Below are 15,189 nucleotides of genomic sequence, written 5' to 3'. Positions count from 1 at the left end.
GCTACATTTCCAATACCTGCTGCCAGATATCTTCCTGCACCGGAATGCCGTGTAAAAGGTTGTCGTGGCGGGTGGCCAGCGATTGCTCGCCGGGATAGAATACTTTGCCGCTGGGTTGCCCTTCGCCGTCCGATTTGGTGTAGCGCAGAATTTCTTCAATCAGCGAGGTATGTAGTTCGGGCTGCCGAATTGCGATGAAGCACTGCGACACCCCATACTCCGCGCCCGACTGCGTAATGGCGGCCGTGGAGCGTCCGCCGCTTAGGGCCGTCAGCAGCACATCCAGCACCAGCGACAGTCCCGAGCCTTTCCAGAAGCCAATGGGCAGCCCGCGCTGCGACGCCATAATTTCGGCCGCGTCGGTGCTCAAGTTGCCCTCTTGGTCGTAGCCGCCCGGCACGGGCAGCGGCTCCTGCCGGCTGGCGTAGGTGCTGAGCTTGCCAAACGAATACTGCGACAGAGCCATATCCAGCACCACAGGCGGCTCCGAGCCGCGGGGCACGGCAATTACCAGCGGGTTGTTGCCCAGCCGCGGCCCGGTACCACCCCACGGCGTCACGTTGGCGATGGTGTTGGTAAAGCAAATACCGATGCAGCCGGCGTCGGCGGCCTGCCAGCCGTAAGTGCCGCCGCGCATCCAGTGGTTGGTGTTGCGCAGGGCTACGCAGCCAATTCCGTGGGTTTGGGCCAGCGCGATGGCCCGTTCCATGCACAGGCTGGCGCTATACACGCCGGGCGCCAGGTGGCCATCCCAGCGCTCAAGCGCGCCGTTTTGTTCGATGCAAGTCGGGTCGGCTGAGGGTTGCACCCAGCCGTTTCGGATGGCGTGCACAAACGTCGGGAAGCGGTTGAGCCCGTGGGTATACACGCCGTCGCGGCTGTTTTGCGCAAACACCGTAGCGCAATGCTCGGCTTTGGTTTCCGAAAAAGAAAGTGAGAGCAACACGCGCTTCAGCTCCTGCTGGAGTTGCATGTAGGGAATGCGAAGGCTCATAAGCAACGGCATCTGGTTGGTGGCTGAATGTACGGGATTTTCTTTCTCCCGTCGGGCCCCGACGAGCGTCCCCTATCGAGCGGTTTGGCAAACTCCGCCCGAGGTAAGTCCATGAAGTATACTGGGTTACCGCCTGACTTTCGTCATGGCCGATGCTTGAGGGCTGTTGCACCTTTGCGCTGTGCTTCGCTGTAAAAGCTACGCGGCACTTTTTCATAACTTGTTCTATACCAATCACTTATATAATCATGAAAAAGAAAGCCACTTGGTTGCTGGTTTCCGCGGCGCTGGCTACTTCCGTGGCGGGTATTGTGCTGGGCCGGAAGGCAGCAGCCCGGCGACTACGCCGGGATGTGGAGCGGCTTTTTGCCCAATTGACGGACGTTTCCACCCGCATCTACCACGAATCCCAGCTCGAAGGGCTGCCCGCGCCGGTGCAGCGCTACTTCCGCCACGTGCTGCGCGATGGCCAGCCGTACTTACGCGGCTTGCGCCTGCGCCACGGCGGGCAGTTCAAAACGGATTTAGAAGGCGACTGGATCGACATCAAAGGGGAAGAATACCTGGTAGCCGACCCGCCCGGCTTTATCTGGCAAGGCACCACCCGGCAATTTATCGCCCGCGACGAATACGTAGGCGGGCGTGGCAGCCTCACGGTGCGCCTGCTCGGAGCGGTGCCCATCATGCGCGGCGCCGGCCCGCACTACGATCAGGGCGAACTGCTGCGCTGGCTGGGCGAAAGCACGTGGCTCCCGACCAATCTGTTGCCCAGCGAGCGCGTCAGTTGGGCCGCCGTCGATGACCAGTCGGCCCGGCTGACGCTGACGCACGAAGGCCAAACGGTCGCGTATCTGGTGCGCTTCAACGAGCAAAACGAAATCGAGCAATGCGAAACCCAGCGCTACCAAGGCGACCAGAAATTACTGCCATGGATAGGGCGCTCGGCCCAATACCGTGAAATACAAGGCGTGCGCGTGCCCACCGTGCTGGAAGGCGCTTGGGTTGCAGATGGTAAGCGCCAGCCCTATGCCCATTTCATCGTGCAGGAGTTGAGCTACGGCCCCCTGCAGCCCTTTTAGCAAGCGTTTATTCCCCAAACCACCACCGACGCCGCGGCCGATGCTCGCTGAGCAGCTTGAACTTCACCACCGCGTAGCGCTCGATGTGGGCGAGGGCTTCTTCCACCGAATCGGTGTAGGTGAGTAGCTGCAAATCGACGGGGGCCACCATGCCCTGGGCTTCCATGTGCGCGAGCAGCGCCAGCAACGGTTGCCAGTACTCACGCCCGACGACCACGATGGGGAAGTCCAGAATTTTTTTGTTCTGGATCAGCGTCAGGGCTTCAAACAGTTCATCCAGCGTACCGATGCCGCCGGGCATAATCACGAAGGCATAGGAATACTTGACCAGCAGCACTTTGCGCACGAAGAAATACCGGCAGGTCAGCCACTTATCCAGGTATGGGTTGGGGTTTTGCTCCTGGGGCAGCTCGATGTTGCAGCCCACAGAAGGGCCGCCGGCATCGCGGGCGCCTCGGTTGGCGGCTTCCATAATGCCCGGCCCGCCGCCCGTGAGCACCGTGAATCCTTGCCGGCTCAGCCCGGCACCCAACTGCCGCGCCAACAGGTAAAACGGTGAGCCTTCGACTACCCGCGCCGAGCCAAACACCGACACGCACGGCCCCACAAAGTGCAGCACCCGAAAGCCGCGCAGAAATTCGCGCAGTACATCCCACAGAAACCGCAGCTCGCTGGGGCGGCTGCGCGGCCCCGACAGAAAACGGCGTTCGGACCGCGCAGCGGACGTGGCAGGAGCGAGAAGTTGGGCGGAAGTCGGCATAACCAGCAACGAAAATTTCAGCGGGTGGCAGAACAGAAGCAACGAGGCAGCCGCTGGACGTTGCCACGCTGTTTTATCCGCAACAAAAAACACGGGCAATTTTGCGCTGCTGGGTGTTCTTTTCTTAGGGCTGGCCTCAGGCAGAGCGGCCATGACAAAAGTCATACGCCAACCCAATGTTTATCAAAGCATTACGGGGTGTAAAAACCGATTTTTGCAGAAGCATTTCACCTCACCTTGGGCTTTTGCAAGTCCTTTAATTTACCGGCGTCATGGTTATTCCTTCCCTCCTTTTCCCGTTTCTGTTGCTTGCAATACTGGCTTTGGGCAGCGCCTATTTGCGCAGCACCTCCAGCCTACACTAAGGCTTTGTGCTGTGGCGAGCATCGTGAGGTTTTTGCTAGCGCTATTGCAGCAGCTTCGGAACGTTGCGCAGCAGCAATAGTGCCAGCACAGACAGCCACCGCGTCACCGGAATTATGGTGAAACCATCGCGCTTGATGGGCGTGCTAAGCTGCCGCGCCATCCGCGCGACCAACGGAGACTTTATAGTTGCTGAAGAGCAAGCTGAGTCAGCCGCGTTGGCATATGATATAAGTTACTGATATTCAATAACTTATATCATATGCCAACGCGAGTTTACGTAGCATTAGCTGCTACCAGCGCCAACTTATTTCTGCTTTACGGCTTGCAACATTGCGCCTAAAGCCTGCCGCGAATAGGGTTTGCCGCGGGCAATTACGGTGTTAATAGTGCGCACGTTTCGGATGTTGGTTAGCGGATTCTGGGCTAGTAGCAGCAGATCGGCGTTTTTGCCCACTGCCACCGTACCCGCAGTTTTTTCGACGCCCATAAACCGCGCCCCGTTGAGGGTAGCGGCCCGTAGCGCTTGGGCGGACGTCAGGCCGGCCTGCACCAGCATTTCCAGCTCGCCAATCAGCGAAGCGCCCGGATAGGTGAAGGAATTAAACGCCCCGCTGTCGGAGCCGGCCAGCACGGTTACGCCGGCTGCTTGCAGCTTAGGCACCAAGCCGCTAAACCGTACCTCCAGCTTCTTGCGGAACTGCGCCGCCTCCGCCGACTGCCCCTTGGCGCTGCTCAGGCGGCGGGTGTAGGTAGCCTGAATCTTGGGGTCGATGTAGGCCAGCATGGTATCGCGGGTGTGGTCGGTGGTGGGCAAGTCGGCTAGGGTTTTGCCAATGAAAAGCGTGGGCACCACGGCCGTATGATGCGCGGCCATTTGCTGAAAAATGCGCGTTGCAGCAGCCGGCGAGTACGTTGCTTCCACGGCCGGCAGCATGGCAAACAGGCCCAAGGGGTGCGCAGTGGTCAGGCTTTGGCGCACGAGGTTCGTGAGGCTGTCTTCCTTGCCGGAGCACGCTTTAAACACGTAATACAGATGCTCGGAGGCGTCCAGCCCGCGGTCGACGGCCTCGCCCAGCTTCACGGAATACGGCATGTGGCCCGTGGTTTTCAGGCCGCGCTTTTCGGCTTCGGAAATGACGTTCAGGTAGGCCTCGCGGCTGATGTTGCTGTCGTAGATCTTGACGTAATCGACGTGCAGCTTCTGCAACGAATCCAGCGCCTTATTGATCTGGGCCGTCGTTTCGACTTCCAGCGAGCCCGGCCAGTAGGCGTGTGGCCCGTCGATTTTGGGGCCGGAGGTAAAGATGCGCGGCCCTGCCAACGTGCCCGCCCCAATCTGGCGCCGCCAGCTCATTACGGCCGGCGTCATGTCGCCGCCCGCATCGCGCACCGTCGTGATGCCGTGGGCCAGGAAAAGCGGCAATAGGTTTTGGTTGGCCTGTATCAGGCTGTCGCCCCCACGAAAATGCACGTGCATGTCCCAGAGGCCTGGCAGCAGGTATTTGCCCCGGCCGTCGAGCGTGCGCTTGGCCGCGTACGGTTTTGCGCCGGCCTTTTCGACTACCGCAATCGCGTCGCCGCGCAGGGCCACCATTTGGTCGGGCCGGACCTGGCCCGTGACCACGTCGATCACGTTGACGTGCGAAATCACCAGATCGTAGGGAGCCGCCGCGGGCTGCGGTTTCTGGCCGGCCCACAGCAGACAACAGGTGCTGGCCAACAGGCCGCTGCGGAAGAAAATCGTGCGAGATGAAGCCATTCGGGACGGGATAATACAGATAGATAAGCCCCGCGGTAGCCAGGGGGCAGTAAGCTACAAAATATTATCCCGCACGTAACCTGTAAAATCCTTGCCCGGCAAGGCGTAAGCACTACTAAAGCACAAATTATAAATGATTCATAATCAATTGCTTATAATTTATTAATCTACTTTACTCAGCAGAAGAGTAGCGGTTACTTCTCCTTCCGGCAGGCCCTGCTGGCGCCAAAGCTCAATACCTTGCCGCACCAGCACGAACGACGGCAGCTCGGTGGCGTGGAAGCTGCGCACCACGGCCGGATGGCTGGCTTCGTCGACCTTGAGCACGCGGATGGCCGCACCGAGGCGCCCCTGCAAGGTGGCCAGCGACGCGTTGGTGGCGGCCTGCTGCACGCCATTGCCGGTAGCCGTTGGGAGCAAGACCAGCAAAACCGCCGAATCGGTTTCGGAAAGCTGCGGTTGGGGTTGAGAGGAAGTCATCGCCGGGAAAAATAATTTTGCTTTCGTAAAAGTACTTCCCCCGCTGAGCTTGCCCCCTGACGACGATCAGGGTTTTAGCTGACTTTTATCACCAGAAAATTTATCCACAACTTTAGCGTCCTTCATCCCGGCCTCGTTGCCGCCGTATTTGCGTTTTCATATGCCTATTTCACCGTATATCACGACTCTGGTCGATATTCTTTTTACGCAGGCTAAGGAGTTTGTTGGCCTTTACGACGTGAAATTGGGCTGGTTTACGCATGTGAATCCGGCGGGCATTCAGCTGCTGGGCTACCCGTCGGAGCAGGCGTTTTTCGAGGACCCCAAGCGCTCGCTCCTCACCTCGGGGTTATCGGACGAAGCCTGGCAAGCGCTGCAGGAGCAGGTCATGCGCGAAAAGAGGCAGGAGTTGGAAGCCGAAATACGCCGCCAGACCGGCGACCCGTTTTGGGCGCGCCTCGAGCTGACGGCCTTTCAGATGGAAGATCGGCCTTTTTTCTTAGTTCGCCTCACCGAGCAAAGCCGGCTTCAGCAGGCCCGGCGCGAGTTGGCCCAGAGCGTGGGCCGTTTCGAGGCAGTCGTGGCCAATGCCACCATCGGCATCATTGTCTGCGACCGACAGGGGCAAATCATTTCGGCTAACCGAACTTCCCACCAACTATTTGGTTATCAAGACGATAAATTAATTGGTGAGCTCATTGAAGTGCTGGTGCCCGACGCCGTGGGCAGCCAGCACGAACGGTTCCGGGAGTCGTTCAACGAGGCGCCGGCGGTGCGGTCGATGGGCGCGCACCGCGGCGACTTGCAGGCGCGGCGCAAGGATGGCTCGGTGTTTCCGGTGGAAGTCAGCCTGAGCTATTTTCACCTCGACGAGCAGCTGTACGTGGTGTCCTACATCGTCGACATCACCTACAAAAAGAACGCCGAGCGCGAACTGATTGCGCAGCGCGAACGCGTCGAGCGGCTGAATGCCGAGCTGGAGCAAAAGGTCGTTGACCGCACCCACGCCCTCATGCACACGCTCGAGCAGCTGGAGCAGCGCCAGGAGGAGCTGGCCAAAGCCCTGGCCGCCGAGCAGGAATTGGGCGAGATGAAATCGCGGTTTGTGTCGATGGCGTCGCACGAGTTTCGCACGCCCCTAACTACCGTGCTCACGTCGGCTGCCCTGATCGAAAAGTACGCCGGCGGCGACCAGCAGCCCCAGCGGCTCAAGCACTTGCAGCGCATCCGCTCGTCGGTCAACAACCTGAACGACATCTTAGAAGAGTTTCTGTCGGTGGGCAAAATCGAGGAAGGCAAGATAGAAGCGCACCCTATTGAGCTGGACATTGCCGGCCTGCTCACTGATACGGTGGCCAGCATGCAGGGCATGTTTAAGCCCGGCCAGCGCATCGAGAAAGAGGCGTCGTGCTCGGGTCCCGTTCGGCTTGATCCGTCGTTGCTGCGCAAGATTCTGGTCAACCTGCTGTCCAACGCCATCAAGTATTCCGGCGCCGGGTCGGTGGTAACTGTTCGTACGCTTTGCGAGCAGAATCAATTTACCTTGACGGTGCAGGACCAAGGCGTAGGCATTTCCCGGGAAGATCAGGAGCACCTGTTCGAGCGCTTCTTCCGGGCGCGCAACGTCACGACGGTACCCGGCACGGGCTTAGGACTTTATATTATTGCCAAATATCTTGAGCTGATGGGGGGCGACATTGCCCTCCACAGCGAGCTGAACGTGGGCACCACCGTCACCATCACGATCCCTTATGAAAACCATCCTGCTGATTGAGGACAACGACTTCATCCGTGAAAACACCGCCGAAATTCTGGAATTGGCGGGCTACGCGGTACACACGGCCGAAAACGGCAAGATCGGCGTCGAGCAGGCCCTGGCCACCAAACCGGATCTGGTGATCTGCGACATCATGATGCCCGTGCTCGACGGCTACGGGGTGCTGCACATTTTCAACCAGAACCCACAGCTGGCGGGCGTGCCCTTCATCTTCCTGACGGCCAAAACCGAGCGCACCGACTTGCGCCGCGGCATGGAACTGGGCGCCGACGACTACCTGACCAAGCCCTTCGACGAAACTGAGCTACTGAGTGCCATTACCGGCCGGCTCAACCGCTTTCAGCACCTCAAGCCCGACTACGATCTGCAAGGCGAAGGCCTCAACGAGTTTCTCGACGACGCCCGCTCCGTGGGCAACCTGGAAAGCCTTTCGGCCGACCGCAAGGTGCAAACCGTGCGCAAAAAGCAGGAAATTTACGCCGAGGACGACGAGCCGACGCGGCTGTACTTCGTAAAATCGGGGCGCGTCAAAACCATCAAGACCACTTCGGCAGGCAAAGAGCTCATTACGGGCATTTACCAGGCCGGCGAGTTTTTTGGCTACCTACCGCTGCTGGAACACACGAAATACACCGATTCGGCCGTGGCCGTGGACGATTCGGCGCTGGTGTATATTCCGAAGGCCGACTTCATGCAGCTGGTGCTACGCAACCCCGATGTTAGTCAGCACTTTATCCGGCTGCTGGCCGGCCACGTGGCCGAGCGCGAACAACTGTTGCTGGGCATGGCCTACAACTCCATCCGGCGGCGCGTGGCCGATACGCTGCTGCGCATGCAAGAGCAGGCCGGTCCGGAGCCCGACGCACTGATTCAGCTTTCCCGCGACGACATGGCCGCCGTGGTAGGCACCGCCCCCGAGTCGCTGATCCGCACCCTGAGCGAGTTCAAGCAAAGCGGCCTGATCGAGATGTCGACCAAAGGCATTCGGGTGTTGCAGCCCGAAAAGCTGCGACGCTCCAACTGGTAGCCGGGATGAGGAAACGCCGTGTATGAGAGCCGTTTGGCTGAAATGAATCAGCCCCTGGGCTGACATTCGTCATCTGTTGGGCAGGCAGCAAGTCGGAGCTTTGGCTTTCCTCTGATCTGCTCTGCCGTGATCCCTGCCCCTGCCGAAATTCATACCCACGTTGCCTGCACCCACTGCGGCGACGCGTGCCCCGACGAGCCCATTCTCCTTGATAGTCAGCCATTTTGCTGCCAAGGCTGCAAAGCCGTGTACGAGCTGTTGGCGGCCAGTAACCTGTGCACCTACTACCGCCTCGACGAGCGCCCCGGCCAGAAAGTAAAGGACGTAGAGCTGCCCGGCCGCTTCGACTACCTCGACCAAGAGTCGGTGCAGGCGCAGCTGCTGGCTTTCCGCAGCGACACGCTGGCCAAACTCACGCTCACCATCCCGCAGATGCACTGCGCCTCGTGCATCTGGCTGCTCGAAAACCTGTACAAGCTTAATCCGGGCGTGTCGGAATCGCGGGTCAATTTTTTGCGTAAAGAATTAACCATTAGCTACTTACCCAGCGAAACCAACCTTAAGGAAGTCGTAACGCTGCTGGCGGCCATTGGCTACGAGCCCCAGATTACGCTGGCCGAACTCGGTGCCCAGCCCCACCACGGCAGCCGGATGCTGTATTACAAGCTGGGGTTGGCGGGATTCTGCTTCGGCAACGTGATGCTGCTGGCCTTTCCGGAGTACTTTTCCTTTACGGAACAGCTTCAGGCTGAATTCGGCCAATTCTTTGGTTATCTGAGCATTATCCTCTCGCTGCCCGTGTTGCTAGTGAGTGCGCGGAGCTTCTACGAATCGGCCTGGCAGGGACTGCGGCAGCGCTACATCAACCTCGATTTTCCGATCAGCCTTGGCCTTACGGCCCTGATGCTGACCAGCTTGTTTGATATTTTGACCCACCGCGGGCCGGGTTACCTCGACTCGTTTACGGGCCTCGTGTTTTTCATGCTCATCGGCAAATGGGTGCAGCAACGCACCTACGACGCCCTGCGCTTCGATCGCGACTTCACCTCCTACTTCCCGGTGGCCGTGACGCTGCTCACCAAAGACGGTGATAAATCAGTGTCGGTGAAGGAGTTACGGGTGGGCAACCGCATCTTGGTGCGCCACCAAGAGGTGATTCCGGCCGACGCCATGCTCATGCGCGGCATTGGCCAGATCGATTACAGCTTTGTGTCGGGCGAAAGCGTGCCCGTGGCCAAGGGGGCCGGCGAGCTGGTGTACGCCGGCGGCCGGCAGGTGGGCCAAGCCGTGGAATTGGAGGTAGTACGCGAGGTGTCGCAGGGCTATCTGACGCAGCTTTGGAACAATCCTGCATTCCAAAAAGGCGACAAGCATACGCTGGAAACCTACGCCAACAAAGTCGGTCGCTACTTCGTGGCCCTGACCCTCACGCTAGCGCTGGGCGCGATTCTGTATTGGTACCCGCAGGATCCGCACATGGCCCTGCGGGCGTTTACGTCGGTACTGGTCATTGCCTGTCCGTGCGCGTTGTCGTTGGCCACGCCGTTTGCAATGGGCGCCGCCGTGCGGGTGTTTGGGCAGAAGAAGTTTTACCTGAAAAACTCGGCCGTGGTCGAAACGCTGGGCCGCGCCGACACGATTGTATTCGACAAAACCGGCACGCTCACCGATACGCATCGCTCGGAGGTCAGCTACGAGGGTCGCCCTTTGACCATTGAAGAAAAGCAGCTCGTGGCTACGTTGGTCCAGCAATCGACGCACCCGCTTAGCCAACGGCTATCCAAAGAGCTTATTTATAATGCTTTGACTATAAATAAGTTACAAGAAGCACCTGGACAAGGCCTGAGTGGAGTCGTCAACGGGGTATGCGTGCAGGTAGGCTCGGCGGCCTTCACCGGGGCCCAACGGTCAGCCGACGTTGCAGAAGCCGATGCGCAACGGCAATCGCGGGTGTACGTGGCTCTAGATGGTGTACCGGTCGGCTGCTTCGTGTTTCATAATGTCTACCGCGACAACCTCGTCCCTATCCTGACGCAGTTGGGCAAGCGCTACCGCTTGGCCGTGCTCTCCGGCGACAACAGTTCGGAGCGCCCTCGGCTGCGCGAGTTGTTTGGGCCGAAAGCAGAGCTACGCTTCCAACAGTCGCCGCTGGATAAGCTGGAATATGTTGCCGAGTTGCGCCGGCAGGGCCGCACGGTCATTATGGTCGGCGACGGCCTGAACGACGCGGGCGCCTTGCAGCAAGCCAACGCCGGCATCGCCCTCACCGATACGCTCAGCAACTTCTCGCCCGCCTGCGACGCCATCCTGGATGCGAGCAGCTTCGGCCAACTCGCCACGTTCCTGCGCTTTTCCCAAGACTGCCTCCAGATTGTGCTGGCCACCTTTGTTTTGTCGTTTTGCTACAATGGCATCGGTTTGGGACTGGCCGTGCAGGGCCGGTTTACGCCCATCGTGTCGGCTATTCTGATGCCCATCAGCTCGCTCAGCGTGATGCTGTTTGCCACGCTGCTGGTGCGCTATGCGGCCTGGCGGCGCCGGTTTTAACCAGTCAGCTCATGGCTTCCTCCTGCTCGGTACCCGCCCCCACGCAAAGAACCCCACCGAAAAGCTTTGTACGCTTCGGTGGGGTTCTGCGGAATAAATTTGGGGATTTCGGCTTAAGCGTGCACAAACTGGATGGCGTGGCCCCAGGTGTTGTGCTTCAGGCCGTAGCGCACCCACAGCAGCACGAAGGGCTCGGTCGCCCGGGCTTCTTCGATGCCGCCCAGGTCGGTGACGCGCTGCCACCCCAGCTCACGCAGCAGCTGAGTGGTCTGCTCCTTGGCGCCGGCATCGTTGCCACACACAAACATATCGGGCTCCCCGCCGGTCGAGGCTGGGTTTATCATCTGATGCACGCTGACCATGTTCAGGGTTTTCACGACATGCGCCTGCGGCAAAGCCCGCTGCACTTGCTCGCCCAGCGAGTCGGTGAGCCCTACGAAGAGCGTGGGCGGCATGCCTTGGGAGAAGTCCAGCGGATTAGTCAGGTCAATGACCGTTTTGCCGGCAAAGTGGGCCGCGCCGGCCTGCTCCACCGCCTCTACGGTAGCAGTGCCCAAGGTGGCCACAATTACGAGATCGCCGAATTGAGCGGCGTCGGCAAACGAGCCTTCGCGGGCGGCTCCGCCGTGCTGCTGCACCCAAGCTACGGCCTTTTCGTTGCCAGCTGTGCGCGACCCAAGCAATACGCTGTGGCCCATTTCCAGCAGTTTGGCACCCAGCGTCTGGCCGACGCTGCCCGTGCCCAAGATTCCAATGTTCATAGGAAGAGAGAGGTAAAAAGTGAGTGGAAGATCAACTCATTTGCTTGTACATACAATAATTACAAGGCAAAAAAACTAGCCTTTCGGCTCGAGTTTTTTTGTGGCCTCATACGTGGCAGCGGTCAATTGCGCGGCGGCTTCCGGCCCCAGCAACGTAGTATAGCGGGCATAGAGGCGGCGCCAAGCGGCTTTCACATCGGGCAGCAACTCAGTGGCCGCCGCGGTGGGCGTCACGCGGGTGCTCCGCCCCACCGACTCGCGTTCCAGCAGCTTACGCTGCTCCAGTTTCTCCACCAGCCGCGTGACGGTGGAAGGCGTCAGCTGCATTTCCCGGCTGATTTCCCCGGCTTGCAGCCCCGGCTTGTGGCACACGGTCATGAGCACGAACGCATGAGAGGGCGAGAGGCCCGTAACGGCAAATTCTTCCTCGGCCATGCTCGTGAGCAAGCGAGCGACGGCGTTAGCCGAGAAAAACAGACAGTTACAATAGCGCGAATCAGTAGCCACGGCATGCGGAAGAGTATGGCCGCAAAACTACCAGCAACATTTGTATATACAAACTTGATAAATAGTTACTCCGGCGCTTTTTTCAGCCGGCATCAACTCCTTGCCTAAATACACTCCCATGACCATCATCTTTCTGCTCATCGGCATCAGTCTTTCCGTCGCCTTAATATTCCTGGGAGCCTTCTTGTGGGCGGTACGCACCGGCCAGTACGAAGACGACTACACACCCTCCGTGCGGATGCTATTTGAGGACGAGCCCACGGACCCGACGCCGTAAGCTTCCGCTCGGTGGGCTGACATCAATCACCACCCCATCTGACTTTCGTCATCTTTTAGCTGCAGCCGCCGGAAGACCTTTGGAGAAGTTAATCATACACTCTCCACGCTATGCAAGTCGATCCACAACCGCCGGTAGTTGCGCCTCAGCCGCCCCAGGTCCTGAAGAACGCCGTGAAGGCGGTCGACACATTTTTCTACGATAACAAGATCGTCCGCAACTTCGGCATCGCCACCGTATTCTGGGGTATTGCCGGAATGCTAATCGGGGTGATCATTGCCTTCCAGCTGGCCCGCCCCGAAGTCAACATGGGCACGCCCTACACCACCTTCGGGCGCATCCGGCCGCTGCACACTAACGCCGTCATTTTTGCCTTCGTTGGAAACGGCATTTTCACGGGCGTCTACTACTCGTTACAGCGCCTGTGCAAAACGCGGATGTACTCCGATTTGCTCAGCAAAATCCACTTTTGGGGCTGGCAATTGATCATTGTCTCAGCGGTGATTACACTTCCGCTGGGCTTCACTACCAGCAAGGAATACGCCGAGCTGGAGTGGCCCATCGACATTGCCATCACACTGATCTGGGTGGTGTTTGGCTGGAACATGTTTGGCACCATCGCCAAGCGCCGCGAGCGCCACTTATACGTGGGCATTTGGTTCTACATCGCCACCTTCCTGACCGTGGCCGTGCTGCACATCGTCAACTCGATGGAGGTGCCGGTGAGCTTCATGAAAAGCTACTCGCTGTATGCCGGCGTGCAGGACGCGCTGGTGCAGTGGTGGTACGGCCACAATGCGGTGGCTTTCTTCCTGACCACGCCCTACTTGGGCCTGATGTACTACTTCCTGCCCAAAGCGGCTGGTCGGCCCGTGTACTCTTATCGCCTGAGTATCATTCACTTCTGGTCGCTGATCTTTATCTACATCTGGGCCGGGCCGCACCACTTACTTTACACTGCCCTGCCCGACTGGGCCCAGAGCCTAGGCGTAGCGTTCTCGGTGATGCTGATCGCGCCTAGCTGGGGCGGCATGATCAACGGCCTGCTCACATTGCGCGGCGCCTGGGATAAAGTGCGCGAAGAGCCCGTGCTGAAGTTTATGGTGGTGGCCGTGACGGCCTACGGCATGGCTACGTTCGAAGGGCCGATGCTGTCGCTGAAAAATGTGAACGCTATCGCTCACTTCACCGACTGGATTGTGGCCCACGTACACGTCGGCGCGCTCGGCTGGAACGGCTTCCTGACTTTCGCCATGCTCTACTGGCTATGGCCCCGCCTCTACAAAACCGAGCTTTACTCTAAGCGCTTGGCTAACACGCACTTCTGGCTGGGCACGCTGGGCATCCTGTTCTACGCCATCCCGATGTACTGGGCCGGTCTCACGCAGGGCCTGATGTGGAAGCAGTTCAACGGCGAGGGCATGTTGCAGTACCCCAACTTCCTCGAAACCGTGCTGCAAATCGTGCCGATGTACTACCTGCGCGGCATTGGCGGGGTGCTCTACCTCAGCGGCGTGTTCCTGATGATGTTCAACCTCATCAAAACCGCCCAGACCGGCTCGTTGCTCGCCAACGAAAAAGCGCAAGCCCCTGCCCTGCTGCCCGTTGCCCAAGATCCGCACGCCACCGGCGGCCACTGGCACCGCTGGATTGAGCGTCGCCCCGTGCAGCTCAGCATCGGCGCTACCATCGCCATCCTCATCGGCGGCGCTATCGAAATGATTCCGACGTTCCTGGTGAAGTCCAACGTGCCCACCATCGCCTCGGTGAAGCCTTATACTTCGCTGGAGCTCGAAGGCCGCGACATCTACATCAAGGAAGGCTGCTCGAACTGCCACACCCAGATGGTGCGCCCCTTCCGCTCCGAAACCGAGCGCTACGGCGAATATAGCAAAGCCGGCGAGTTTGTGTACGACCGGCCCTTCCTGTGGGGCTCCAAGCGCACCGGCCCGGATCTGCACCGCGTGGGCGGCAAGTATCCGCACTCCTGGCACTACAACCACATGATGGACCCCACCAGCATGTCGCCCGGCTCGATCATGCCGCCTTATCCGTGGCTGTTTGAAAACCAGATCGATTACTCCAACACCGGCGCTAAAATCCGGGTGTTGCAAAAGCTGGGCACGCCGTACCCGGTGGGCTACGATCAGCAAGCCGTGGCCGATGCGCAGCGCCAAGCCGAGGGCATTGCCAACGAGCTGAAGAAGGAAGAGATCGAGGTGAAATCCGACAAGGAAATCGTGGCCCTGATTGCCTACCTCCAGCGCCTCGGCACCGACATCAAGGTGAAGCCCGAACAAGCGACGACCGCTACCGCCGGCGCCCAGTAATCTCTGGTTGGCGGGCAGTGCCGGCCAACCAGAGCCACTTCCCAAGAAATACGCTACAACATCATGGACAAGAACGTCTTACAATCCATCGCCGGCGTCGAGATATATCCGCTGATTTCGCTGGCCATCTTCTTTCTCTTTTTCCTGGCGCTGCTTACCTACGTGGCAGTCGTTAACCGTCAGCATATCAGCACGATGAGCGAACTACCCCTGCTCAACGACGACGAGATGGAAGCCCACATCGAACAAGGAAACCTATGCTAACCTGGCGCACTTTTTTGCTGACAGCCACGGGCCTGCTGATCGGCTACGTGGCGGCGGCCCAAACGCCCGCCGCCTCTGCTTCGGCGGCCAGCTCCACGCAGGGCATGCTGTTCTGGTTTGTGGTCGGCATCCTGGGGTTGGTGCTGCTGGTCGTGCTACTGGCCAGTGCCATGATAACCGTGCAGCTGCGGCCCCACCTGGACCCTAAGCAGGACGCGGAGCCCACCATACTTCATCCGCAAACTACCACCGCCGAATAGG

14 protein-coding genes are annotated in these 15,189 nt (G+C 59.3%); 8 read left to right on the top strand and 6 right to left on the bottom strand.

The annotated features are described in order from the left end of the window. Window position 1 precedes the first annotated feature (1 nt). Window positions 2–994, bottom strand: coding sequence for a 3-dehydro-L-gulonate 2-dehydrogenase (gene yiaK, locus FHG12_RS13530; protein ID WP_139516236.1), 993 nt, complete (start codon window positions 992–994; stop codon window positions 2–4). A gap of 248 nt (window positions 995–1,242) precedes the next feature. On the opposite strand from yiaK, the gene FHG12_RS13525 reads away from it, so the two are divergent. Further along, a complete protein-coding gene (locus FHG12_RS13525) occupies window positions 1,243–2,073 on the top strand; it encodes a DUF6544 family protein (RefSeq protein ID WP_139516235.1) in 831 nt (276 codons plus the stop codon). Window positions 2,074–2,080: 7 nt separating this feature from the next. Here the strand turns inward: FHG12_RS13525 and FHG12_RS13520 are convergent, their stop codons facing one another. From FHG12_RS13520 to FHG12_RS13510, 3 genes are all read right to left on the bottom strand, one after another. Further along, a complete protein-coding gene (locus FHG12_RS13520) occupies window positions 2,081–2,833 on the bottom strand; it encodes an LOG family protein (RefSeq protein WP_139516234.1) in 753 nt (250 codons plus the stop codon). Between the two features lie 670 nt (window positions 2,834–3,503). Further along, on the bottom strand, window positions 3,504–4,958 hold the full coding sequence (locus FHG12_RS13515; RefSeq protein WP_139516233.1) for an amidohydrolase family protein: 1,455 nt from the start codon (window positions 4,956–4,958) through the stop codon (window positions 3,504–3,506). Window positions 4,959–5,120: 162 nt separating this feature from the next. Then, window positions 5,121–5,438 (bottom strand): thioredoxin domain-containing protein, encoded by a 318-nt coding sequence (locus FHG12_RS13510; RefSeq protein WP_139516232.1) that lies wholly within the window; start codon window positions 5,436–5,438, stop codon window positions 5,121–5,123. Between the two features lie 160 nt (window positions 5,439–5,598). Between FHG12_RS13510 and FHG12_RS13505 the strand changes: the two genes are divergently transcribed. From FHG12_RS13505 to FHG12_RS13495, 3 genes are all read left to right on the top strand, one after another. After that, window positions 5,599–7,212, top strand: a complete 1,614-nt coding sequence (locus FHG12_RS13505) for a sensor histidine kinase (RefSeq protein ID WP_139516231.1) — start codon at window positions 5,599–5,601, stop codon at window positions 7,210–7,212. Further along, on the top strand, window positions 7,190–8,242 hold the full coding sequence (locus FHG12_RS13500) for a response regulator (protein WP_139516230.1): 1,053 nt from the start codon (window positions 7,190–7,192) through the stop codon (window positions 8,240–8,242). Before FHG12_RS13505 ends, FHG12_RS13500 begins: the two co-directional genes overlap by 23 nt. 126 nt (window positions 8,243–8,368) lie before the next feature. Next, a complete protein-coding gene (locus tag FHG12_RS13495; protein ID WP_139516229.1) occupies window positions 8,369–10,789 on the top strand; it encodes a heavy metal translocating P-type ATPase in 2,421 nt (806 codons plus the stop codon). A 113-nt stretch (window positions 10,790–10,902) separates the two neighbouring features. Here the strand turns inward: FHG12_RS13495 and FHG12_RS13490 are convergent, their stop codons facing one another. Together FHG12_RS13490 and FHG12_RS13485 are read right to left on the bottom strand one after the other, a co-directional pair. Beyond that, a complete protein-coding gene (locus tag FHG12_RS13490) occupies window positions 10,903–11,550 on the bottom strand; it encodes an NADPH-dependent F420 reductase (RefSeq protein ID WP_139516228.1) in 648 nt (215 codons plus the stop codon). A 75-nt stretch (window positions 11,551–11,625) separates the two neighbouring features. Further along, on the bottom strand, window positions 11,626–12,057 hold the full coding sequence (locus tag FHG12_RS13485) for a MarR family winged helix-turn-helix transcriptional regulator (protein ID WP_139516227.1): 432 nt from the start codon (window positions 12,055–12,057) through the stop codon (window positions 11,626–11,628). Window positions 12,058–12,175: 118 nt separating this feature from the next. Between FHG12_RS13485 and ccoS the strand changes: the two genes are divergently transcribed. The 4 genes from ccoS to FHG12_RS13465 all read left to right on the top strand — a co-directional run bounded on the left by ccoS (window position 12,176) and on the right by FHG12_RS13465 (window position 15,188). Then, the gene (gene ccoS / locus FHG12_RS13480) at window positions 12,176–12,334 is read left to right on the top strand and encodes a cbb3-type cytochrome oxidase assembly protein CcoS (RefSeq protein ID WP_139516226.1); all 159 of its coding nucleotides are present in this window, start codon (window positions 12,176–12,178) and stop codon (window positions 12,332–12,334) included. A 110-nt stretch (window positions 12,335–12,444) separates the two neighbouring features. Next, a complete protein-coding gene (gene ccoN / locus FHG12_RS13475; protein WP_139516225.1) occupies window positions 12,445–14,664 on the top strand; it encodes a cytochrome-c oxidase, cbb3-type subunit I in 2,220 nt (739 codons plus the stop codon). A 63-nt stretch (window positions 14,665–14,727) separates the two neighbouring features. Then, window positions 14,728–14,928: a hypothetical protein gene (locus tag FHG12_RS13470; RefSeq protein ID WP_139516224.1), complete on the top strand. Its 201-nt coding sequence runs from the start codon at window positions 14,728–14,730 to the stop codon at window positions 14,926–14,928. After that, window positions 14,922–15,188 carry a hypothetical protein gene (locus FHG12_RS13465; RefSeq protein WP_139516223.1) on the top strand — a complete coding sequence of 89 codons (267 nt, stop codon included), beginning with the start codon at window positions 14,922–14,924 and terminating at the stop codon, window positions 15,186–15,188. The genes FHG12_RS13470 and FHG12_RS13465 overlap by 7 nt, the downstream gene beginning before the upstream one ends. Window position 15,189 lies beyond the last annotated feature (1 nt).

It is taken from the genome of Hymenobacter jejuensis, assembly GCF_006337165.1.
GTDB classification, from domain to species: Bacteria; Bacteroidota; Bacteroidia; order Cytophagales; family Hymenobacteraceae; genus Hymenobacter; species Hymenobacter jejuensis.
Note: the sequence above shows the minus strand (reverse complement) of the source record. Positions and strands in the feature narration are given on the sequence as shown.